This is a genomic window from Flavobacterium reichenbachii (assembly GCF_002217435.1).
Taxonomy (GTDB): domain Bacteria; phylum Bacteroidota; class Bacteroidia; order Flavobacteriales; family Flavobacteriaceae; genus Flavobacterium; species Flavobacterium reichenbachii.
In genome coordinates, this window is record NZ_MUHF01000010.1 from 1 (window position 1) to 23248 (window position 23248).

Here is a 23248-nt window from a genome sequence, read left to right on the forward strand (position 1 = left end):
TTTTGAAAATAAATTTTCAATCGATTTTAAATGCCTGCCAGTATTTCAGTGAACGCCTGTCGCTTCTGCGGGTGCAAAAGTACCACCTTTATTTACATTTACAAGACTTTTTATTATATAATTTTCACCTTTTTTAAAACTATTTCTTAACTCTCTGATAACGGACTCCTTACAATTTATTAGTTTTTATCATTTATGAGAATTTTCTGTAATAGATATATTTACCGCAGTCTGGATCCTGAAAAATAGTCCCGTTTTATAGACTTCGCATCTTATCTGCTTCTTTTGAAACAACTCTTCAATATTCCAAAACATATCTTTTTCTATCCGCTTTTGCCGGTTTTAATGGTTTTTACCTTAAAGACTTGAAGACTTTTAAAAACCAATATAACCAAAAGTGCCTTTTAATACCTGCACCCAGCCCCGATAGCAGTGGAAATCCTTTTGCTTTTTTCTTTAAAAAGCAAAAGATTGAAACGGATAGCGGGAATAGCTCCTAATTTAAATTCTAAAAGCTGTCCTTAATATATAGGTATTAAAATTAACCCGATTTTGAAAACCTGCCGGGTTAATTTTTGAATTATGCTAATCGAATCGAATGGCTTTAACTGGAGAGATTTTGGTTATTATGTAGGATGGAATTAATAATACTAAAAAGCAAATTACAATGGTCATTATATTAAGCAATAGAATATACATCCAATTTAAATATACTGGCGCCTGGCTTACATAATAGTTTTCGGGATTTAAATGAACGATTCCAAATTGCTGCTGAAGAAGCAATATTGAAATACCAATTAGATTCCCCCAAAACAATCCTCTTATTATAAGATAAAAGGCATTATACAAAAATATTTTGCGAATGCTCCAATTGTTAGCTCCCATTGCTTTAAGAATTCCTATCATTTGAGTACGCTCTAATATCAGTACTAATAATGCTACAACCATATTTATTGTAGCAACCAGAATCATAACTGCAAGAATTACTATGATATTAAAATCAAAGAGTAGTAACCAGTCAAAAATATAGCTGTATTTCTCAATAATGGTTTTTGAATCTAGATTTGACGATGTATGGTCATAGATTTCTTGTCCAGTTTTTTTAATATCATTAAAGTCTTTTACAAAAACTTCAAAAGCACCAACTTGATCTGAATTCCATTTATTGATTCTCTGCATGTGACGAATGTCTCCTATTATATAGGTAGCATCAAAATCTTGAAAACCCGAACTAAAGGTGCCACTTATTCTGAATCGACGAACATTGGGCATTTTTCCTTGTTCTTCTTTAATAAAGAAAGTATTAAAACTATCTCCTACTTTTAAATCAAGACGATCTGCAAGAAATTTAGAAATCAACACATCTTCGTTTAAAGTTTTAGTAAAATCAGGCAGTTTACCTTCTACTAAATATTCTTTAATATTATTCCAGTCATAATCGGCTCCGACTCCCTTAAATATTATGCCTTCAAAAGCATTTTCTGTCCTAATAATTCCTGCTTTACTGGCTACAGCCTGAATATGGACTACATTAGGAACTGATTTAAAATTAGGATAAAAATCTTGATTTTTGGAAATGGGAACTAATGTTACTTCTGAATTATTATTGTCATAATTAGAAATAATAATCTGACCATTGAACGCAGAAACTTTTTCACGTATTTTATGCTGCAATCCAATTCCTGTCGCGACAGAAACAATCATCATAATAATACCAATAGCAATAGCAGAAATGGCAATTTTAATAATAGGCGCAGAAATACTGCTTTTATAATCTTTAGCAGTAATTAATCTTTTAGCTATAAAATATTCTAAATTCAATTTATAAGAGTCTAATGTTGATTTTCCTTTGAGTTATGTTTACTTAAGCCAAAAATACACTTAAAAAAATGAAAATAAATTGTTAGTACAAAACATTTAAGCTTTATAAAGGGAGTTTCTTTTTAATTTCTTCCACAATATTATAAGCTGCCGGACAAATTGCAACATTTTTTAAGGTAAGATCTGCAATTTGATAAAACTTCTTTCTATCTGTATGAGGAAACTCTCGACAGGCTTTTGGCCGCACATCATAAATCATACAATAATTTTCATTGTCTAAAAAAGTACATGGAACGCTTTTTAAAACATAATCTTTATCTTCATCGACACGAAGATATTGTTCTATAAACTGCTGCGGTTTCTGCCTAAAAGATTTTGAAATCCTTTCAATATCTGCCAAAGTAAACAAAGGCCCAGTTGTTTTACAGCAATTAGCACACTGCAAACAATCTGTCTTTTTAAATTCTGCATCATGCAGGTCCTGCATTACATAATCTAAGTTTTTAGGTTGTTTCTTTTTCAGCTTATCGAAATACTTTTTATTTTCGATATGCTTATCTTTGGCTGACTTATTTAAGTTATTTAAAATATGCTTCAAGTTTAAAGTTTAAAGTTGAGCTGCAAAATTAAACAACTTTAATATTGAAACCTTAAACTTTGAACTAAAATACGATGAAAGATCTTTTTGGAAAAGCAATGTATGATTTTCAGACTAATAATCTGCCCGAAAATATACTTACTGAAACTTCAATTTCTGAAGAAGACGAAATGAGTGTTGATTATTTATTCCGCTCCTACAATGAAATGCCGAAGTTGGAACAAAAAGCTCTTCAATTAGCGTTCGGAAAAACTCTAGATGTAGGATGCGGGGCAGGAAGCCACAGTTTATCATTACAAAATGACCGGAAATTAAATATTACTTCGATAGATATTTCCGAGAAAGCAATTGAAACTTGCAATCTTAGGGGTGTAAAAAATGCTAAAGTTCAAAACATATTAGATTTTGAAGGAGAAAAATTTGACACTATTCTATTATTAATGAATGGAACTGGTATTTTTGGAAAACTAGAAAACTGTAATCAATATTTAACAAAATTGAAATCGCTTCTAAATCCGGGAGGGCAAGTATTAATAGACAGCTCTGATATTATTTACATGTTTGACGAAGATGAAGACGGCGGAAAATGGATACCTTCTCATAATGATTATTATGGAGAACTTGTTTTTAATATTTCATATAAAGGCGAAAAAGAAGAACCTTTTAATTGGCTGTATCTAGATTACAATACATTACAAAACGCTGCTGTCGCCAATGGCTTGAAGTGCGAACTAATCTTAGAAGGCGATCATTATGATTATTTGGCCAGACTTTCTATCTAAAATTAAAGCTTAAATAAAATTTTAATCAATCAAATATCGATTAAAAGTTGAGATTGTATTTAACAAAAATCTCCTCAATAGAGGAGATTTTGTAATACTTAAGGAATATTTAAATATTTATGCGTTTGAAGTGAAACTCTCCATTTCGGATTATTCATAACATAATCAACAATCAAAGGCGTCATCTCTTCTTTTTTACTCCATTCGGGCTGCAAAAACAAAATAGCATTATTGTTTACTAATTCGGCTTGCTCTTCAGCAAAGATAAAATCATGTTTGTTGTAAATAATAACTTTTAATTCGTGTGCATTATCATATACAGTCTGAGTGGGCAGCTTATTTTTTTTTGGAGAAAGACAAATCCAATCCCAAGTCCCGCTCAAGGGATATGCACCTGAAGTTTCGATATGAACTTTTAAATTTCTTTCTTTCAATTGCTGTGTAAGCAAAGTCATATCCCAGCTTAGTGGCTCTCCTCCAGTTACTACAACAGTATCTGCATAACTTGCTGCATTTTTTACAATTACATCTGTACTGGTTGGCGGATGCAATTCAGCATTCCAACTCTCTTTCACATCGCACCAGTGACATCCCACATCACAGCCTCCAATTCTAATGAAGTAGGCAGCTCTTCCGGTATGAAAACCTTCTCCCTGAATGGTATAAAATTCTTCCATCAAAGGAAGCATTGCACCTTTATTTATTTCTAATTGTATTTCTTTTGATAACATTATTTTATTTTAAAGTGCAAAGATAGTCAATTAAATATGTAACAAAAAAAACCGGCAGTCTTAACGACTGCCGGTTCTCAGTATATTATATAAATCTTTAAACTATTTTAACGATTTCAAAGACTGTGTAGCGTAAGCATTTGCTGGATCTAAAACTAAAGTTTTGTTGAAAAACTCAATTGCTTTTGCTTTATCTGTATTAGCATAACTTGCTGCGATATTATTATAAGCTTCAATAAACTTAGTTTTTACTGCAGGTTTTGCAAGCTCTTCAGCTCCTTTTGCAGTAATTTTGTTTACATACTCTTCATAATTCTTAGTCATTAAATCATCTTTCTCTAACAATCTATTGATTCTTGCTTTGTATAAATAAGCTTCATCATAAGTTGGAGAAGCAACTAAAATTTTATCAAAAGTCGCATCAGCATTTGCCAAAGCAGCTGTATCTGGAGCACCTGTAGTTTTATTTACATTTGCATAGTATACAGAAATACCATAATAAACACTGTCATCTAAGTAATTTTTAGAGTCTTTATTGTTAGAACCAAGCTCAAAAATAGATGCTGCTTGTGTGTATTGTTTTTTACCAAACAAAGCTTTTCCAAAATCAGCAAGTTCTTCCACAACTAATGGCTCTAATTCTACAGCTTTTTTGATGTCTGCATAACCTGCAGCAAAAGCAGCCTGATCAATAGATCCGTCAGCAGCAGTACCTTTTTTAATTTTAGACAATCCTAAATACAAATAATCTCTGCCAATTACTTTATTTGATGGCACTTTAATATAATCTTCAATAGATTTAATAGCCACATCAACATTTCCATTTTCATAAGCAGCATATCCTAAATATCTAAAAATTCTTGGATTTACTTTATCCTGAGCAATCATCTTGTTTGCTACAGTCTCTAAACTTTTATAATCTTTAACTAAAATCAAGAAATCTGCGTGACGCATTTTTGAATCCATTGAATAATCAGTTAAACTCAAGTATTTCTCGTAGTTTGTGATTGCTTTTTGCAAATTAACTTGTGAAGTAGATGGTTTGTTTCTTGCCCATTTGTAATAAGTTTCTGCAAGCTCTCTGTAAACTGGACCGTAATTTGCATCTAATGCTATAACTTCATTAAAAGATTTAATTGCTTCATCGTAAGATTTAGCATTTTTCAATAAAACTCCTGATTGCATTTTAGCTCTCAACAATGTATTGTCAGCAGTAAATGCATCACGATATGCTTTGTAAGCATCATTTTGATTATTTGCTCCAAAGTACGCATCTCCAATTGCAAGAAGAGCTTGTGCATTTTGAGGTTCTATTGCCAAAGCACGCTGCAAAACTGCAACAGCATTTTTATAATCTGGATTATCAGAATTCATATAAGCACGACCAATATAAATAAATTCATTTACATCTTTACGCTTAATATCTTTTGTAGCAAGTCCGAAATTAGCTTGAGCTCCAGCTGTATTTTTACTGTCAAGATCTAACTGACCCAAACCAATGTAATTTAAATGTTTTTTATCTGAAGCTTCTAATCCATTTAGGTAGTAAATTTTTGCTGAATCAACAACAGATTGATTTAAGTAAATATTACCCAAGACAAAATTAGCTTCTCCATCAGAAGGTTTCGCTTTAATAATTGATTTAAGCAACGTTTTCGCTTTCTCAAATTGTTCTGCGTCTATTGCTTTCTTTGCTTGATTGATGTCCTGCGCTTTTGCAACAGAAGTTGCAGCAACTAAGGCAACACTAAAAATTTTAAATTTATTCATCTTTATAGTAATTAATTTATTCTTTATCTTTTATAATTTCATTTCTAATTTTAAGTTTTCGTCCAGGGGTTCTGTATGGCAGTAAACTAGACTTCAAAATTATACGCTGACCGATATCGCCAGCAATAAATGAGGCAAATCCCATTCCTAACCCTGAATGACCCTGACAGTTGATTATAAACAAATCACGTGCCAAAGGATATTTATCTAAAGCCAGATCACTTTGAGTAGGACTATAGTATTTATCACTATTTAAACCTTTTACACTCAAAACATTAATCTTTTTTATACTTTCTATCATATCCGGAGTAGGTTGTGATAACCAGTTAACACCAACAATTCCAATCATTCCATCGTTTTCAGAAACAAATTTTATTACTTCATTATTTGTTTTTAAAGAGAAAACTCCTGTTTTTGGAACTTCATTAACTTTTGCTAATTCTTTAATGTAACGAACAGTACTTGAATTAGGATTATCAAACACTAAACCTTTAATTTTAGGATCTGCTTTACCCTGCATAAAATCAATCACAGTTTTCAACGCAATCAAAGTGTCATTATTGCCTTTGTTTGAAATAAATGCAATAGCATCATGTGCAAAAGGAGTTACTCTCGGATTAATTTTATTTTTTTCAAAACGAGCTCTTTCCTCTTTAGTTAAATCTCTAGCCGTAATTGCAACATTAGCTTTTTGATTTAACAAATCATTAAACACTTCAGTTTCTGACTTTGGATTAACCGTAATTTTTGCATCATAGTAAGTTCCTTCAAAAACAGCTACCTGATCATCTATAATTTGTTTTACAGTTTCGTCAACTGTAATAGCCATAGATCCTTTTAAAATTGTTTCTTTTTTAGTTTCACTTTTGCTTTTTTGGTTACACATGGCAAACAAAAAGACAAAAACTACCAAACCTAAAACTTTACTATATTTCAACATAATTAGTTTTCTTTTGAATTTATTAATCTTAAAAATCTAATACCTGAATATACAATAAGCAATCCGCCGAAAGCGTATCTATATTTAGGTTCCATGTCTAAAGGCAGCTTTTTCCAAAACATGATCATTAAACCGAGTACAAGATAAATTAAAAAAAACAGTATTCCTAAAACAAGAAGAAATCGCTCTTTGAGCGATTTCTTCTGAATATTATTAAGCTTTTCTTTTAACATTATTCTGCAGATTGAATAGTAATAGGCAGAGAGTAAAGTACTCTGACTTTTTTACCATTTTGCTCGCCGGGAGTCCATTTTGGACATTTTTTAAGAACACGAATTGCTTCTGCTCCTGTACCGTAACCGATATCCCTTAAAACTTTAATGTCGGTTAATGAACCGTCTTTTTCAACTACAAACGTAACGTAAACTTTACCTTTTAAACCTTCTTCTTCTGGAGTCTTGTAATTATTTCCTACGAATTTGTAGAATTTTTCAATTCCTCCAGGGAAATCTGGTTTTACTTCGATACCAGCTGTGTTATAAACGTTGTTATCTTCTTCTACAACTTGAGAAACAGGTCCAGTTCCTACTGGCTCATCTACAGTTAACACTGCATCTGGATCTCCTTTGATAGTTTCAGTACCAACTTTTTTATCCTTCAAATCCACAATTTTTGGTGGATCTTCAGTTACTTCCTCTGCTTTAGCAACCACTGGTTTCACAAATTTCACTTGATCCACTTTTGGCGGTGGTGGCGGCGGTGGTGGTTCATTAGGTTTTATTTCCTCTTTTTTCGGAGGCAATTTTACCGTTGCAATCTTGATATCTGTGTTTTCTTCTTCTATAGAAGAATCCGGCAAGAAGCTTGCAATAAGAGGAGCTGCAACAGCGATGCTAAAAATAATCGACCCTATAATAAGTGCTTTCACTGTAGTGCTTCGGTTCGATTTTCTAAGCTCATATGCACCATATATCTTATTACGCCCTTCGAATACGATATCAAGCCACTGATTTTTTATAATATCTAATTTCATTTTTCTTGATTTTTAAGTTTAAGAAACTAAGATTACTCCGGTTGCTTATCTATCAATTTTGTTTCCTCTGGTGAAAACTCAGGAACAATCGCATAAGTATCTACTCCTGAAATTGCCATCTCATCCAAAATATCAATCAAATTACGGTAATTTGATTTTTTAGTTGGTTTAATGATTACAATTATTCCTTGGTCAGGTTTTCCTTTACCTGCAGAATAAGCTAAAACATTTTTTTTCTGTGTTAACAATTCTCTACGGATACCATCTTTACCATAAGCAATGTCTTTAGGACCCACCTTAGGTGTCGCTAATAAACCCATATAGTAAACCATCTTATTATTGTCCCCTAACATTACGGTCATCGTACGATTCTCATCAACCTTAGTATCTATCTTAGGCTTATTAGGATCTTCATCTTTATTTGGCAACGACAAATCCATCGATTGAGGTTTTGACAACGAAGTAGTTAACATAAAGAATGTAATCAATAAGAATGCCAAATCCACCATTGCCGTTAAATCGACTTTCGAGTTTTGCTTTTTACTTCTTACTTTACCACCTTTACCACCACCGCCGTCGCCTGTATTTAATTCAGCCATTTTAGTGTATTTTTTTTAATTAAAAGTCTTTACCTCTCGTTCCAGTAACTAAGTTAAAGGAATTGATTTTCTGATCTTGTAAAATATCCATAATTTTTTTAATTTTTGGATATTCTTCTTTAGCATCTCCTTTTATTGCAATCTGCAATTCTTTATCATCAAGATCAATTGCAGCTCTTCTAGAAACTAAAAGCCAATCTTTTAATTGATTATCTAACGAATCTAACGGAATTCCAGGCTGATTTGCTTTAGTTCTGTCCGCCGAATTCATGCCGATGATTTGTTTTAAACCTGCAACTGGAACACCAAAGTCATCCATTAATGCAAATTTAGTTTTATCATCTTCAGAAAAAGTTACACCGTATTTAGCGCCCATTCCTTCAAGAGTTCTTTTACGAATCTCTCTCCCCTTTAGGTCAAAAAATACTTTTCCTTTACCTACTGTAATAATTGCCAAATCAGAATCTGGTAATTTAGTTTGTACGGTAGAAGATGGTGTATCTACAGGAAGCGCCTCTGGCACTTTAGCAGTAGCGGTCAAAATAAAGAACGTAAGCAAAAGGAACGCAACATCGCACATGGCAGTCATATCTGTCGATGTTGACTTTTTTTTCATTTTTATTTTAGCCATTATCTTTTATTTTATTTTGATATAATTAATTGTAATTAAAAATAATCAAAAATTAATTATTGTTTCAAACTTCCTCTGAATCTTCTGTAAGTATTTACAATTGTAGTACCAGCCTCATCGATAGAGTAAGTTAAATCATCAATTTTAGCAGTAAAGAAGTTATAAGAAACGATCGCTAATATTGAAGTAGAGATACCTGTTGCAGTGTTAATAAGTGCTTCAGAGATACCTGTTGCAAGAGCAGCCTGATCTGGAGTACCAGCAGAAGCTAACGCACCAAACGCTTTAATCATACCAGATACAGTTCCTAATAATCCTCCTAATGTACCTAAAGATACTAAAGTAGAGATAATAGTCATATTTTTTTCTAACATTGGCATTTCTAATGAAGTTGCCTCTTCGATTTCTTTGTGGATTACTTCTGCAGCTTCTTCACTGTTGAAACCTTCTTTTTTAACGTCTTGGTATTTTACCAAAGCAGATTTAATTGCATTTGCAACTGAACCTTGTTGTTTGTCACATGAAGCGATAGCAGCCTCGATGTTTCCTTCTTTAATACTTGCTTGTACATTTTTCATAAATGTATCTAAGTTAGCTTTACCTGCAGCTTTACCAATAACAATGAATCTTTCAATAGAAAAAACAACAACCATTAAAAACATACCTAACAATACTGGTACAATAAAACCTCCTTTATATACTTGTCCTAATGTATTGATCGGATGACCTGTTTCTGGATTACCGCCCTCGAAGTTAGCAGAATCTCCCATGATTACTTTCCAAATAAACACCCCAACTAAAACACACGCAACAATAATGATCCCAGTGATCATTCCTCCTCCATTTGAAGTGCTTTCTTTTTTAACTTTAACGTTTGCCATTTTTTTTAATTTTAATAGTTTTAAATAATTTTTATTTTTTAGTTATATTTAACTTGTAGAGGAGCAAATTTATACGTTTAGTTTAAATAAAAAAACTTTTTTTAATTTAATTGACCGAAATTTAACGTCAATTTAAAAAATATCTCATTAAATTGCCGGCATCATTTTTTTGATAAAACAAAAAACGAGACGAATAATGGGAAAATTACAACGTTTTAGTAAATATTCAAAGATTCCTTTGATATCTTCTTAAAAAGCTGCGAAATTTTTTTTTATCGAATTTTCAATGAAAAAAGAATTTTTCTTACTAAAAAAAACTTGATGAATATGTTAAAATATTACAGCAATCCTCTTATAATCATCTAAATTACAAATAAAACATGAATAAAAAAGATAATTTCGTTCAAGATATAAATAATGGCTATCAATCAAAAGGTGATGCTATTATTTTAGGAGGAGCAATTTTAGACGGAGAGCCTATTGCTGAGGCCCACGTGAAGATTCCCTTAAAAACCTTAAACCGCCACGGACTTATAGCCGGGGCAACAGGTACTGGAAAGACAAAAACAATTCAGGTTTTTTCTGAGCAGTTATCAAATGCTGGAATTCCTGTTTTGATGATGGACATTAAAGGTGATTTTAGCGGTATTGCAAAAGAAGGAAATGAAGAAGGTTTTATTACAGAGCGACATGCTAAAATAAATATACCTTATAATACAATGGCATTTCCTGTTGAATTAATGTCATTATCCAAACAAAACGGAGTTCGTCTGCGTGCAACGGTTTCAGAATTTGGACCTGTTCTATTTTCCAGAATTCTTGATTTAAATGATACGCAAGCCGGCGTTGTCGCAGTTATCTTTAAATACTGTGACGACAACCAAATGCCTTTGTTGGATCTTAAGGATATTAAAAAAGTCATCAATTATATTACAGAAGAAGGAAAACAAGAAATCACGGCCAATTATGGTAAAATTTCTACTGCCACGACTGGGACAATTCTTAGAAAAATAATAGAATTAGAACAACAGGGTGGTGATTTATTTTTTGGCGAAACATCTTTTGAAATTGATGACCTGATGCGCATCGATGAGAACGGAAAAGGTTATGTAAACATTATCCGTTTGACAGATATTCAGGATAAACCAAAATTATTCTCCACTTTTATGTTGAGCCTGCTGGCCGAAATTTATCAGCAGATGCCTGAAAAAGGAGATGCAGATCAACCGGAATTAGTGATTTTTATTGATGAAGCACATTTAATATTCAGCGAAGCAAGCAAAGTTCTTTTGGAACAAATTGAAACGATTGTAAAATTAATTCGATCTAAAGGCATCGGCGTCTATTTTGTAACCCAAAACCCGATGGATGTGCCAAGCGGCGTTTTAGCACAATTAGGTCTTAAAATTCAGCATGCTTTAAGAGCTTTTACTGCAAATGACAGACAGGCAATTAAAAAAACAGCCGACAATTATCCAACATCTGCCTATTATAAAACAGATGAACTGCTTACAAATTTAGGAATTGGAGAGGCATTGGTAACAGCATTAAATGAAAAAGGGATTCCGACCCCGCTTGTTGCCACGATGATGCGTGCGCCAATGAGCCGAATGGATGTTTTAACTAGCGAAGAAATTGAAGAAATAAACGGAAAATCGAAATTGGTTAAGAAATATGCCGAAGAAATTGACCGCGAAAGTGCCTACGAAATTTTAAATAAAAAAATAGAAAGTGCAAATCAAGCCGCTGCAGAACAAGAAGAACAAGCACCTTCAAAATCATCCAAATCAGAACCAAGTACAACAGAAGTAGTTACAAAATCTGTTTTGAAAGTGGTTACAAGCGCTACTTTTATTAGAGGTGTTTTTGGCGTTTTGACCAAAATTTTTAAGAAGTAAACTTATTTAAACCATACTTATTTAAACCATATAAGTTATATAAGTTCATTTAATTTAGAAACACAAACCCCGACAATCCCGAGGCTTCGGGATTGTCGGGGTTAATTATTATATGGCTTAAAAAAAATTATACGTTTTCCAGCAGCGCAAGAATTTTATTTTCAACTTCTGGAGTATTCCAAATCGCCTCTATGTTATCTAATCGTAAAATCTCTTCCATAATTCCGTTCTGAAAATCTCCAATTGCCAATGCCTCAGCATACGGACGTTCGCTAAAGGTTACGCGACTGTAAAGCGGAATCCATTTATCGGGATGTTTATCAGAAAAAGCTTTTTCGATTTTCTTTTGTAATAAAAATTTCTCATCGGCTGTTTTTGTGCTCATTTCCATAAAATTACGATACGAAAGTTCTGCAATAGCATCAGTATTTGGCTTCCTTGAAATCTGATATTCTGAGAAAACTTTTTTCCAGTCATCTCCATATTTTTCAATCATTTCATACAGAACAGTAATATCTTCAAAACCAGCATTCATTCCTTGTCCGTAAAACGGAACAATGGCATGACAGGCATCGCCAATTAAAGCAATTTTATCTTCGTAAGTCCAAGGAAAACATTTCATTGTTACCAAAGTACTGGTTGGATTTTTAAAGAAGTCATTGGCCAGTTCCGGAATTACCTCAATAGAATCCGGGAAATTTTTCTCAAAGAAATTCTCCACCATTTTACGATCTGTAAGCGATGCAAATGAATTTTCGCCTTCAAAAGGCATGAATAAAGTACACGTAAAACTTCCGTCAAGATTAGGAAGTGCGATTAACATATACTCCCCTCTTGGCCAGATATGAAAAGAATTTTTATCTAATTTATGTGTGGCATCAGCATTTGCGGGAATATTCAATTCTTTGTATCCCATATTTAAGAATTCCTGAGAATAATTAAACATACTCTGACGCTGCATTCTATGTCTGATTCTTGAGAAAGCACCATCTGCACCAAAAACCATATCAAATTTTTTCTCCTCCCACTCTCCTCTTTCTGTTTCGCCAATGTGCAGCGTTGCATCGCTCAAAGTTACATCCCAGATTTTCTGCTCAAAGAAAAATTCTGCTCCGGCTTGTTCGGCCAAATCGATCATTTTACGATTCAAAGTGCCTCTCGAAATCGAATAAATCGATTCGCCTTCCTGACCGTAATTCTGAAAATTGAGTTTATCAACCAAATGAATCGCGCGTTTATCCATAGGAATTGCGATCTCGCGAACCGAATCGCCTACACCGACACCATCGAGTGCTTTCCAGCCACGATTGGACATTGCCAGATTAATAGAGCGCCCTGAAAAATTGATTTTGCGAATATCAGGACTGCGATCATAAACATGAACGGTGTGACCTGCTTTTTTGAGATAAATTGCCAACAGCGATCCTACCAATCCAGAACCAACAACAGCAATTTTTAGTGGAGTTTGCATCAAGAAAAATCTAATATATAAGATCGTAAAAATAGACAATAAATATACATAAGCTTCAAAATACAGCAAATATTTAACCATTTTCGTTATACTTAATTGGGCATGACCCCGCCGAAAAAAGCGGGGTCGGGCTTTCGGCTTTATTCCCAATTAACAAAAACTACGGCTAAAAGCCTTGTTTTTCTAAATCGGGAGATACCGCCTCTATCCCTCATGCAAACCCGTTTTCATAACAAATTGTGATATTTACAAATTTATTATAAATTGGAAAAGACTTATTTTCGCTTAAAAACAATCATTAATCCTACTGTTTGTCATTTCAACAGAGAAATCTCACTAGTAATTCCTCAATAATGATCGCCAATCTTTGTCGACTCCCGAGTAATTTCTCCTTCGTCGAAGTGACATAAATAAAAACCATCTTACAGTAAATAAACCACGAACCATGAATAGCCAACTATTACAATCGGAAATCATTCTGGAAAACAAAAAAGTACTATTAATTCCGTTTGAGAACGAAAGAAACATAGAACTCAAAGAAATTATTTTTGATGATGAAATCTGGAAATATATGGGAATGTATGTTCGCAATGATCAGGATTTCGAAAATTACATTCAAAACACTTTAAAACAAAAGGCAGACGGAATTTGCTATCCTTTTTTGATTATTGATAAAGCCACAAATAAAGTTTCCGGAAGCACACGTTACGGATATTTAAACCACGCAAGCCAAAAATGCGAAATTGGCTGGACTTGGTATGGAAAAGATTTTCAGGGAACTGGTTTAAACAAAGCCTGCAAATATGAATTGCTGAATTTTGGTTTCGAAAATATTCAATTTAAAAGAATACAATTCAGCGCCGATCTTGAAAACGAAAAATCACAAAGAGCAATTGAAAAATTAGGTGCCTTGAAAGAAGGCCTGTTTAGAAATAATTATATCGATTCTGATGGAAATAGTAAAGACGATGTTTATTACAGTATAATTTTAGAAGAATGGGAGAATACTAAACGAAATTATTTTGAGGAGTTTATATAAAGTCAATTTATTCTCTAGCAAAAAAAGTGATACATTCGCTCTATAAATTTTCAAAAAAATTCATGAAAAGCAAAATCTATCTAATCCTGTTTTTTATTCTAGTTTCGGTAAATTTTTATGCGCAAGCAAAAATGTTAACTGGAAGAAAGCATTTAATAACTCTGAATATCCCTAAAAATTGGATTCAGGCAGAAAATGATCAAATTCCTTTTTTAATAAAACCAAACGAAAAAAATGTCAGCGATAATACGTACATGTATGTTTACGGATTAGATTATCAATCGCCTCCTGATATGGATTTATGGATTAACGGAAATAGTTCAGAACTAAAAAATAATATTCCAGATGTAAAAATCGGTGAGCTTCATTTAAATTTTGAAAATTTAAAAAAAGATGAGTTCCTAACGGGCCGTTACAAAATTGTATCTTATATATATCCCGATTCTAAAGAAGAAATTTTACTCGTTATCGAATCAAAAACTACAATTATTACTGCCGTTTTATCTGCAAAAGACAATAGTGAATTTAATAAATATCTCAGCTCATTTAAAGAATTGGTTGATACAATAAAAATTAATGCCGCCAGCATTACCTATAAATAAACTTCAATTGAATTCTATAAAACAAACTAATAAACACTACGAAATGAACCTCTACTCAGAACATTACGTAAGTCAAAAAGCTGAAAGGTTTGTCAATAAAATTTGGTGTCTGGATAACAGCATCGGCGAAAGCCTGATCGAAAACAAACTCGTTTTGCCAAACGGCTGTTTTAATCTGGCGATTGTAAACGGCAATGCTATAGAAGTTCATACCAGTAAAAAGAAATACGAAATGAACAAAGGGATTTACTTTTGTTCGCAAATGACCAATAAAGTTTTGGTGAATATTGAGCCAAAAACTACAATCACCATAATACAGCTTCAAGCCTGGACAATTTCGTTGTTTCCAGATTATGATTTGAGCGATTTTACAGATTCTATTATTAAAATTAATCCTTCTGAATTACCTTTTAAAATTCAAATTGAATCTGACATTGAAACCTTATTACATACGATTAATTTGTATTTTGAAAAATTAGCAGCTTTGCATTCAGACCAAAATACAATTGAAAAAATCTGCGAAATAATCAAAATTAAGGAAGAAGAAATTTCGGTTTCAGAAATTAGTACAGCATTAAACTCTTCGCAGCGATTACTGCAAATTAAATTTAAAACTGCAACAGGTTTGACGATTAAAAAGTACATTCAGATTTTGAAGTTCAGAAAATCGGTAGATCAAATGGTAAACTCTGATTTAGAAAAACTTAAATTAACGGATGTTGCGCTTTACAACAAATATTTTGACCAATCCCATTTTATAAAGAAATTTAAAGATGTAACGAAAACAACTCCAAAAATGTTCAATCCCGATTCGTATTTTCTTTCACAAAAAAGATAACTATTCGCATTTGTACAATTTTTTGAGTTTTGATTGACCTATTATTGCAAAATCATTAATCATCAATCAATTACAAATGAAAACTAATCGCTCTTTTTTCCATTTAAAAGCTTTTTTAATTGGAATATTGCTTTTTCAAATCCAAATTGGATTTTCGCAGGAACAAAAAAATTCTGAGCTGTACAAAACTATTATGTCCCGAGACAGCCTTCTTTTTAATATTGGTTTTAATACTTGTGATATTAAACAATTTGAAGACTTATATACTGCTGATTTTGAGTTTTATCACGATAAAGACAGCGTTTCAAACAAAACCAAGTTTTTATACAATCTGAAAAATGGAATATGTTCACCCACAAGAAAATACAATTACCGCAGGGAATTAGTCGACGGAAGTACTGAGATTTATCCGTTGCACAATAAGCATGGTGTTTTATATGGCGCGATACAAATGTCCACGCATCGTTTTTACGAAAAATCTCCCGAAAAACCAGAAGAACCAGGAAGTTTTGCCAAATTTACGCATCTCTGGCTGTTACAAAATAAGTCATGGAAATTAGCACGATCGCTTAGTTACGATCATAAAATGATTAGCACAAGTCCAGACAAATCAAATCTTTTTGATAGTGAAGAAACAACCGAAAAATGGCTCAAAGAAAACAATGTTCCGACTTTAGGAATCGGTATTATCACTGACGGAAAACTAAAACAAGTGAAAGTTTTTGGAGAAATTAAAAAAGGAATTAAGGCTCCGTACAACACTATTTTTAATGTAGCTTCTTTGACGAAACCAGTAACTGCTATTGTAACTTTAAAATTAGTAAGTTCTGGAAAATGGGATTTAGACGAACCATTATATAAATATTGGACTGATCCGGATATTGCAAATGATCCTAATACCAAACTATTGACCTCAAGAATCATTTTAAGCCACCAGACGGGTTTTCCGAATTGGAGATTTATGAATGAATCCGGAAAACTGGATTTTAAATTTAAACCCGGAACAAAATATCAATATTCTGGCGAAGGATTTGAATATTTAAAAAAAGCATTAGAGAAAAAATTCCATAAAACATTAGATCAACTGGCATATGAATTAATTTTTGAACCGCTGAAAATGAATGACACACAATTTATTTGGAATGATAAAATTGATCTTTCGCGATATGCCGTTAATTACAACAATAAAGGAAATGCTTACGAACCTACAAAAAACAAAACTGCAAGCGCCGCCGATGATTTAGTAACAACAATCGAGGATTACGGCAATTTTTTATGCAGTATATTAAACAGCGACGGTTTAAGCAAAAAAGTATTTGACGATATGACTTCGCATCAGGTTTCAACTAAAAAAGGGAAATACTTTGGCTTAGGTCTTGAAATTTATGATTTGGGAAATGAAAATTATGCTTTATCTCACAGCGGTGCAGACAAAGGCGTTCAGACTATTTTTATTTTACTGCCAAAAACAAAACAAGGTCTAGTAATTTTTACTAATGTTGATGATGGTTATAAGATTTTTGAAACTATAGTAGTGCATTATTTAGGCGAAAACGGCAGCAAAATAGTCGATATCGAAACAAAATAAAGCCAATAAAAAATTATAGATTTTTAAGATATACTGATTCTTTTTATGCAGTTTTTGATCTTTACTTTATAAGAAATGAAAAAAAATTGAATGGTACTGAAACCAAATCACAAATCAATCGTCTAACAATTAAACGGCTAGATTTAATTCGATAAAAATTTGTAATTTCGATTCAAAATATTGAATATCTAATTGTTAGGAAGTTTCAATCATCAATCAAAAACGAACCATTTAATTAATCCAAAAGCAATCAAACCATTATGAGAATATCAATCAAACTCATTGCGCTCTGCGTAATACTGCAGTTTTCTACAATCATTTTTGCGCAGGACAAAGCCAAACAAATCGAACAGCTTTTAAGCAAATACAACGAATACGGACAATTTAACGGTTCGGCTTTGGTGGCTGAAAACGGAAAAATCATTTTTAAAAAAGGGTTCGGTTCTGCTAATTTTGAATGGAATATTCCAAACCAACCCGACACTAAATTCAGACTGGGTTCTATCAGCAAGCAATTTACAGCATTTTTAATTGTAAAGCTGGCCGAAGAAGGAAAACTAAAACTAGACGTTCCGATTACGACCTATTTACCAGATTATCCAAAGGAAACTGGAGACAAAATAACGATTCATAATTTGCTGACTCATACATCTGGAATTCCAAATTATACAAGTGTTCCAAATTTTATGAGAGAAAAGGCCAGAAATCCATATTCTCCTGCAGACTTTGTAAAAACGTTTAACACTCTTCCGTTAGAATTTACGCCGGGTTCAAAATTCAACTACAGTAATTCTGGTTATTTTTTGCTGGGTTATATTATCGAAAAAATTTCGGGTAAGACCTACGAACAATATTTACAGGAAACGATTCTTACGCCTTTAAAAATGGTTAATACAGGTTACGATCATACCAATATTATATTAAAGAACAGAGCAGCAGGTTATGAAAAAGAAGGCAAAAAATTAAGTAATGCTGCTTACCTTGATATGAGTATTCCGTATGCTGCAGGATCTCTATATTCTACAGTAGAAGACTTATATCTTTGGGATCAGAGCTTGTATACGACTCAGCTGCTTTCTGAAAAATCAATAGAATCCTTATTTAAACCTTATATAATATCGGGCGGCGCATTTTATGGCTACGGATGGTTTGTAGAAGAAAATGATAATGGAGCTAAAGGCAAATTAAAAACTGTTGGACATGGCGGCGGCATCAATGGCTTTAATACTATCATTTCTCGTGACCTTACAGATAAAAATCTAATTGTTTTATTGAACAATACGGGAGGAACTGTTTTAGGAGAAATGACCGATGAAATCCATAATATATTATACAACAAACCTTTTAATCAGCCTAAGAAATCGCTGGCGCTGGATTTATTGGATGTTTTTGCAGAAAAAGGAACAACAGCCGGAACAGATGCCTATAAAAAACTTAAAAGCGATCCCACTTACGGCATTAAAGAAGACGATATGAACCGAGTTGGATATCAGCTTTTGCAAGATGGGAAAAAGAAAGAAGCCATTGAAGTCTTCAAAATTAACGTAGAAAATTTTCCGAAATCAGGAAATGTTTATGATAGTTTAGCCGAAGCTTATTTGGCCGAGGGAGATAAAAAACAAGCCATTGCCAACTACACACAATCCATAAAGCTCGATCCTTCTAACGAAAATGGAAAAAAAGTATTAGCTGAAATTTCTAAGAAATAAAATCATATAAAATTTAAAAAACCTTTATCAAACATCAATTTGATAAAGGTTTTTTTATATCACAAGATTTGCAAAGTTTACTTTAACAAAATAACTGTGGCTTCATGTTGGTCTTTTGTTCCTGATATTTCGTAAATAAACTGCTTGCTTAAACTATCATTCACTATTACTTTTAATTTATAATTTTCAATTCCTTTTCCTTCTGCGATCAGATAAATTATATAGTTATCATCAAAATCCGTAGGGAAATCGTCCACATTCCATTTTACATCTTTGCTTTCTGGCAGTATCGAAACGACTTCTGCAGGAATGCCTTTGTTTATTAATCTCAAGTTCAACAACAATTCATTATCAGTAAAATTTGGTTCAAATAACGCCATTAAATTAGGCGAATTCAACTCCAAAACATCATCAATATATTTTCCTTTTAGCGCAGGAATTTCAGATATCCCTAAAAAGGTTTTTTTATCGTCTTCGTCATAATTAGGAGATTGTTTAAAATCCCTTAAAATCATCCTTTGCAAATCGCTTCTTTTTAATTGGATTCTTCGTAATCTTCCTTTAGCATTTTCATATCCCTTTTCAATATAGAGATCATCTCCTGTTTCTTCCACATACAAAACGGAAAACTCGATAATCGAATCTGTTACTTTCTCTGCTTTTAAAAATATATTCCTAAAATTAAAAGCATTGGTTGGTAATTGCAATACCGTATTTGTATCAATCGTTTTTAAAGATTCTACTATTTTTTTATTTTTTTCTCTCAGAACTTTATTTGAATATTCTAAAAACCTCTCTTTTTCTATTTTAACCTCCAAATAATGCATCGAAGTAAAGACAATGACTGTTAAGGGAATTAATAAAAAATAGTACTTGCCTTTTATTCCAGTTTGTTTTTCTTTATAAACGAAAGTATTAGAAATAGAATCATGCCAATTTGCTTTTCCTAAAAACGAAAGCGGATCAAAAGGAATATTTCTGCACAATGATCTTTTAAAAATAGTTGAAGCAGGTACTTTTAATCCTTTTTTATCTGTGACTCTGCTTTCTGTCAAAAATTTTCCAGGCGTTGCTTGAAAAAGACTTTCAAATACAAAATAAAAAAGGGTTCCAAAGAAAACAACGAGAATTGTTGGAAGAGTTTGTCGATTAATCAGCCATTCGACACTTCTAAAAATGGACTCAAATCCTTTTATAAGTGCACCAATAAATACGATTTGAAAACCAATTATTCCAAAAATTATTGAATCAAAAACCAAATGAAACAAACGCTGCCACTTATCAGCTTTAAAATAAGATACTTCTGTCGTTCTTGTGTAAACAAGAATTTCATGATCTATTATCTTTAACTTATTGAAATAAAGAATGCTTTTGTAGAAAAAATAAAACATAAGAATTCGCAGTCCTATCGTTCCAAAGACATAGATGTATTCCATTACACCAAGCTTTTGTTCTGGCTGAAAAAAGAAATAAAAGTAAAAAAAAATCGTATAACTGTTCCCTACTAATAAAACGGAGAAAACAAAACGTAAAATTCGGGTTTCTCTTTCTTTAGAGATATAGAAAACAACAGCACCAATGAAAAGCAAGATATTAAAAAGCAATTTCCAAGAATTAGCACTTATCCAAAAAAGATTTTCATTGATAAGTAATATATCACATTTGAGTCGCTCTAATATAAAAAAAAGTGTTCTATTAAGATTTCCCAAAAATTGAAGTAGAATTCCAGAAAGCGAAATCACTAAAGCACAAAGTGTAATTATTTTTTTATACATTAAAAAAGCGTTAGATCTAAAAAATAGTCAAAAATAGTTTTTATTACTATAATCACTACTAATTTCTCGGTTTAAAAATCAATTTTGTCGATGTTTTTATAATCTCTTCTTTATTCAATTTCATTTTTCTAAACTTTCCGGCGTTATACATTTCGGCCTGATCGCTGTAATGTTTACTAAACGGATTTCCCGATTGTCCGGTTGGCAGGATACTCCAGCTGTTTTCGATATCAGAGAAATCTACAATTCTTCGGGTTGAAGGACCGCCTTTAACATAGTACTTTCCTTCATTGGTTAAACCAAAGAATAAATTATTAATCACTTCGTTTGAACCCGGCGAAGCAAAAGGCCCAACATTAAATAAACCGCGAAGCGCTGCAACTTTTCCTAACGGGTGCTCGTGTTCTACTGTATGTACTTTTCCCCAAGTCCAATCTGAAACATTGTCTCCCAATTGTTTATGAAGCGCCGCAACCGTTTCATGAAATGACTTTGAAACAATATCTTTTCTGGTTTCTTTTATCTTTTTAGTTTTAATATTATCCCACCATACCGAATTTTCATTTTTAATTTGATTGGCAATGACTTGTTTTCCAACAGAAATTCCTAAAAACAAATTAAAATTGTCTTCGCCCATTTCGTCTTCAAAAGTATTTTTTAAGTAGAGATAAACCCATTTGTTGTAAATCGTTGGCGCAACATCTTCCAGATTTGTTGTCCCTTTCCAAGATTTCAGAATATTTACGGCTTCTTTTTCTGCTGTTGAAATAGAATTGAGATCAATATTCGAAATTAGATTTTGAACCGTTCCAACTCCAGTGTCTGAAGTATTATCATAAATCATTTTACTGATCGCTTTTTTATCCCAGTCTGATTTTGCATCCATTAAACCCGAAATTCTTTTTGCACGATCTTCCGGAAGATAATAGCCCGGATACAAATAACCGTCAATTGGTTCCGGCTGATTATTGGCCGAATAGACATATCCCCATTTTGGATTTTCTGCAGATGGATTTTTAGAAAAGTCTAAATATTCAACAATATCATCTTTACCGCTTGAACCGTCAAGAATAAAATGAGAATTCACGCCTTTATTGTGTTTGTATAGATTTCCTGTTGCCCACCAGGCCACATTTCCTTTGGCATCGCCGTACATTACATTCAATCCCGGCGCTGCTACCAATTGTACTGCTTTCCTAAAATCATCTTTGTTTTTTGCATGCGAAAGTCCGTAAACCGCATCCAAAATCTTGATTGGCTGCTGTGTATAAATCCAAGACATGGCAATTGGATTTTTCCTGTCCAAACGCTCCAATAAATCATTCATAATTGGTCCGTGTCGGCTGGATTTAATTGTCATCACCACATCTGATGTATCTTTGACTTTGATTGTCTTTTTTCTGATTTCATAATTTGCAAAACCATCCGGCGTTTGATATTGATTTGAGTCTCCATCTTTATTTTTTTCCTTATAAAAATCAATATCATCATTTTCAAACATCGTTAAACCATAAGCATAATCACGATTATGTGCCAATAATGGAAACGGCGTTCCTGCCAGATAACAGCCATACAATTCATATTTCGGCGTTATTAAATGAGCTTCGTACCAAGTCGCAGGCTGAGAAAATCCGATATGTGGATCATTGGCAAAAATTACTTTACCGCTTTTAGTTTTGTGCGGTCCTGCAACCCAGCTGTTGCTTCCAACAAACGGCGGAATCGGCGATTTATCTAATAAAGCGGCAACTGATTTTGAAATAGCCGTATATTCTTCAATATTTTCTTTTGAACTTTTAATTTGCGTAGTATTAAATTCGCCTTCAATGCCTAAATCTTTTAAGTATGCAGCACCATATTTATTTTTAATATCAGTTAGCAAAGGATCTGTTTTTTGAGCCATTGCAAAACTGAAAGACATGTAGCCGAAGATATTGTAAACGTCTTTTATAGTAAATTTTTCTTTTTTTACGCCTACCAAAGTAAATTCAACTGGTGTAACACCTTCATCCAGATATTGATTAATTCCGTCCAGATAAGCCAAAGTCAATTGATAACTCGGACTGTTTTTATCTAATTTGGAAATGGCTTTCGCCGAAGCTTCTTCGATACCAATACCAGCAAAAAACTTATCGTTTTTAAGTGCAACAGATCCAAAGATTTCAGACAATCTTCCTGGTGCAATTCTGCGAAGCAATTCCATCTGCCACAATCGTTCCTGCGCGTGAACATATCCAAGTGCTGTCATGGCATCTTTTTCTGAATCGGCATAAATATGCGGAACTCCAAATTCATCAAAATAAACCGTGGTCTGCTTCTCTAAATTTTTTAATTGCAGTTCCCCTTCATATTTAGGTTTTAGATGAAAAATGTAGGCACATAAACTTATTCCAATTACAACTATAAGCACAAACAGAATCAGCAGAATTTTTTTGAATCTTCTCATATTTTCTTAAAAAGTTTAAACAATAAAGTTTCTAAATGATATAACTAATAAGAAGAATAATGTAAAAATTCTTCTCATTAAAAGTCTAAATTTATG

The 23248-nt window shown here is 32.7% G+C and carries 20 protein-coding genes; 7 read left to right on the plus strand and 13 right to left on the minus strand.

Annotated elements, in window-relative coordinates; genetic code table 11:
* Positions 1 to 585: 585 nt before the first annotated feature.
* Both B0A68_RS10055 and B0A68_RS10060 read right to left on the minus strand, forming a co-directional pair.
* Positions 586 to 1821 carry an ABC transporter permease gene (locus tag B0A68_RS10055; RefSeq protein WP_089069728.1) on the minus strand — a complete coding sequence of 412 codons (1236 nt, stop codon included), beginning with the start codon at positions 1819 to 1821 and terminating at the stop codon, positions 586 to 588.
* A 103-nt stretch (positions 1822 to 1924) separates the two neighbouring features.
* Positions 1925 to 2419: a YkgJ family cysteine cluster protein gene (locus B0A68_RS10060; protein WP_089069729.1), complete on the minus strand. Its 495-nt coding sequence runs from the start codon at positions 2417 to 2419 to the stop codon at positions 1925 to 1927.
* A 74-nt stretch (positions 2420 to 2493) separates the two neighbouring features.
* On the opposite strand from B0A68_RS10060, the gene B0A68_RS10065 reads away from it, so the two are divergent.
* A complete protein-coding gene (locus B0A68_RS10065) occupies positions 2494 to 3201 on the plus strand; it encodes a class I SAM-dependent methyltransferase (protein ID WP_089069730.1) in 708 nt (235 codons plus the stop codon).
* Positions 3202 to 3299: 98 nt separating this feature from the next.
* On the opposite strand, the gene B0A68_RS10070 is transcribed toward B0A68_RS10065, so the two are convergent.
* The 8 genes from B0A68_RS10070 to B0A68_RS10105 form a co-directional block, all read right to left on the minus strand.
* Positions 3300 to 3932, minus strand: a complete 633-nt coding sequence (locus B0A68_RS10070) for a 7-carboxy-7-deazaguanine synthase QueE (protein ID WP_035681973.1) — start codon at positions 3930 to 3932, stop codon at positions 3300 to 3302.
* A 102-nt stretch (positions 3933 to 4034) separates the two neighbouring features.
* Positions 4035 to 5702 (minus strand): tetratricopeptide repeat protein, encoded by a 1668-nt coding sequence (locus tag B0A68_RS10075; RefSeq protein ID WP_035681969.1) that lies wholly within the window; start codon positions 5700 to 5702, stop codon positions 4035 to 4037.
* Positions 5703 to 5718: 16 nt separating this feature from the next.
* The gene (locus tag B0A68_RS10080; RefSeq protein WP_035681967.1) at positions 5719 to 6642 is read right to left on the minus strand and encodes a PstS family phosphate ABC transporter substrate-binding protein; all 924 of its coding nucleotides are present in this window, start codon (positions 6640 to 6642) and stop codon (positions 5719 to 5721) included.
* A gap of 2 nt (positions 6643 to 6644) precedes the next feature.
* Positions 6645 to 6875 (minus strand): hypothetical protein, encoded by a 231-nt coding sequence (locus B0A68_RS24690; protein ID WP_035681964.1) that lies wholly within the window; start codon positions 6873 to 6875, stop codon positions 6645 to 6647.
* Complete coding sequence (locus B0A68_RS10090; RefSeq protein WP_035681961.1) at positions 6875 to 7675, minus strand: energy transducer TonB; 801 nt, start codon at positions 7673 to 7675, stop codon at positions 6875 to 6877. Before B0A68_RS10090 ends, B0A68_RS24690 begins: the two co-directional genes overlap by 1 nt.
* Positions 7676 to 7707: 32 nt before the next feature.
* Positions 7708 to 8274 (minus strand): ExbD/TolR family protein, encoded by a 567-nt coding sequence (locus B0A68_RS10095; RefSeq protein WP_035681958.1) that lies wholly within the window; start codon positions 8272 to 8274, stop codon positions 7708 to 7710.
* Positions 8275 to 8293: 19 nt separating this feature from the next.
* On the minus strand, positions 8294 to 8905 hold the full coding sequence (locus B0A68_RS10100; protein WP_035681955.1) for an ExbD/TolR family protein: 612 nt from the start codon (positions 8903 to 8905) through the stop codon (positions 8294 to 8296).
* Positions 8906 to 8961: 56 nt separating this feature from the next.
* Positions 8962 to 9786 (minus strand): MotA/TolQ/ExbB proton channel family protein, encoded by an 825-nt coding sequence (locus B0A68_RS10105; RefSeq protein WP_035681953.1) that lies wholly within the window; start codon positions 9784 to 9786, stop codon positions 8962 to 8964.
* 380 nt (positions 9787 to 10166) lie between these two features.
* Between B0A68_RS10105 and B0A68_RS10110 the strand changes: the two genes are divergently transcribed.
* A complete protein-coding gene (locus B0A68_RS10110) occupies positions 10167 to 11684 on the plus strand; it encodes a helicase HerA-like domain-containing protein (RefSeq protein WP_035681950.1) in 1518 nt (505 codons plus the stop codon).
* 127 nt (positions 11685 to 11811) lie between these two features.
* Here B0A68_RS10110 and B0A68_RS10115 read toward each other — a convergent pair whose 3' ends face one another.
* A complete protein-coding gene (locus tag B0A68_RS10115; RefSeq protein WP_035687805.1) occupies positions 11812 to 13155 on the minus strand; it encodes an FAD-dependent oxidoreductase in 1344 nt (447 codons plus the stop codon).
* Positions 13156 to 13600: 445 nt separating this feature from the next.
* Here B0A68_RS10115 and B0A68_RS10120 point away from each other — a divergent pair, with 445 nt between their 5' ends.
* From B0A68_RS10120 to B0A68_RS10140, 5 genes are all read left to right on the plus strand, one after another.
* Positions 13601 to 14194, plus strand: coding sequence for a GNAT family N-acetyltransferase (locus tag B0A68_RS10120; RefSeq protein ID WP_035681949.1), 594 nt, complete (start codon positions 13601 to 13603; stop codon positions 14192 to 14194).
* 62 nt (positions 14195 to 14256) lie between these two features.
* On the plus strand, positions 14257 to 14796 hold the full coding sequence (locus B0A68_RS10125) for a hypothetical protein (protein ID WP_035681947.1): 540 nt from the start codon (positions 14257 to 14259) through the stop codon (positions 14794 to 14796).
* A 43-nt stretch (positions 14797 to 14839) separates the two neighbouring features.
* Positions 14840 to 15634, plus strand: coding sequence for a helix-turn-helix domain-containing protein (locus B0A68_RS10130; protein WP_035687803.1), 795 nt, complete (start codon positions 14840 to 14842; stop codon positions 15632 to 15634).
* A gap of 76 nt (positions 15635 to 15710) precedes the next feature.
* On the plus strand, positions 15711 to 17222 hold the full coding sequence (locus B0A68_RS10135) for a serine hydrolase (RefSeq protein WP_035681944.1): 1512 nt from the start codon (positions 15711 to 15713) through the stop codon (positions 17220 to 17222).
* A gap of 260 nt (positions 17223 to 17482) precedes the next feature.
* On the plus strand, positions 17483 to 18931 hold the full coding sequence (locus tag B0A68_RS10140) for a serine hydrolase domain-containing protein (protein WP_035681941.1): 1449 nt from the start codon (positions 17483 to 17485) through the stop codon (positions 18929 to 18931).
* 77 nt (positions 18932 to 19008) lie between these two features.
* Here the strand turns inward: B0A68_RS10140 and B0A68_RS10145 are convergent, their stop codons facing one another.
* A complete protein-coding gene (locus tag B0A68_RS10145) occupies positions 19009 to 20706 on the minus strand; it encodes an RDD family protein (protein WP_051892453.1) in 1698 nt (565 codons plus the stop codon).
* Between the two features lie 58 nt (positions 20707 to 20764).
* Positions 20765 to 23152 (minus strand): penicillin acylase family protein, encoded by a 2388-nt coding sequence (locus B0A68_RS10150; RefSeq protein ID WP_035681938.1) that lies wholly within the window; start codon positions 23150 to 23152, stop codon positions 20765 to 20767.
* Between the last annotated feature and the right edge of the window lie 96 nt (positions 23153 to 23248).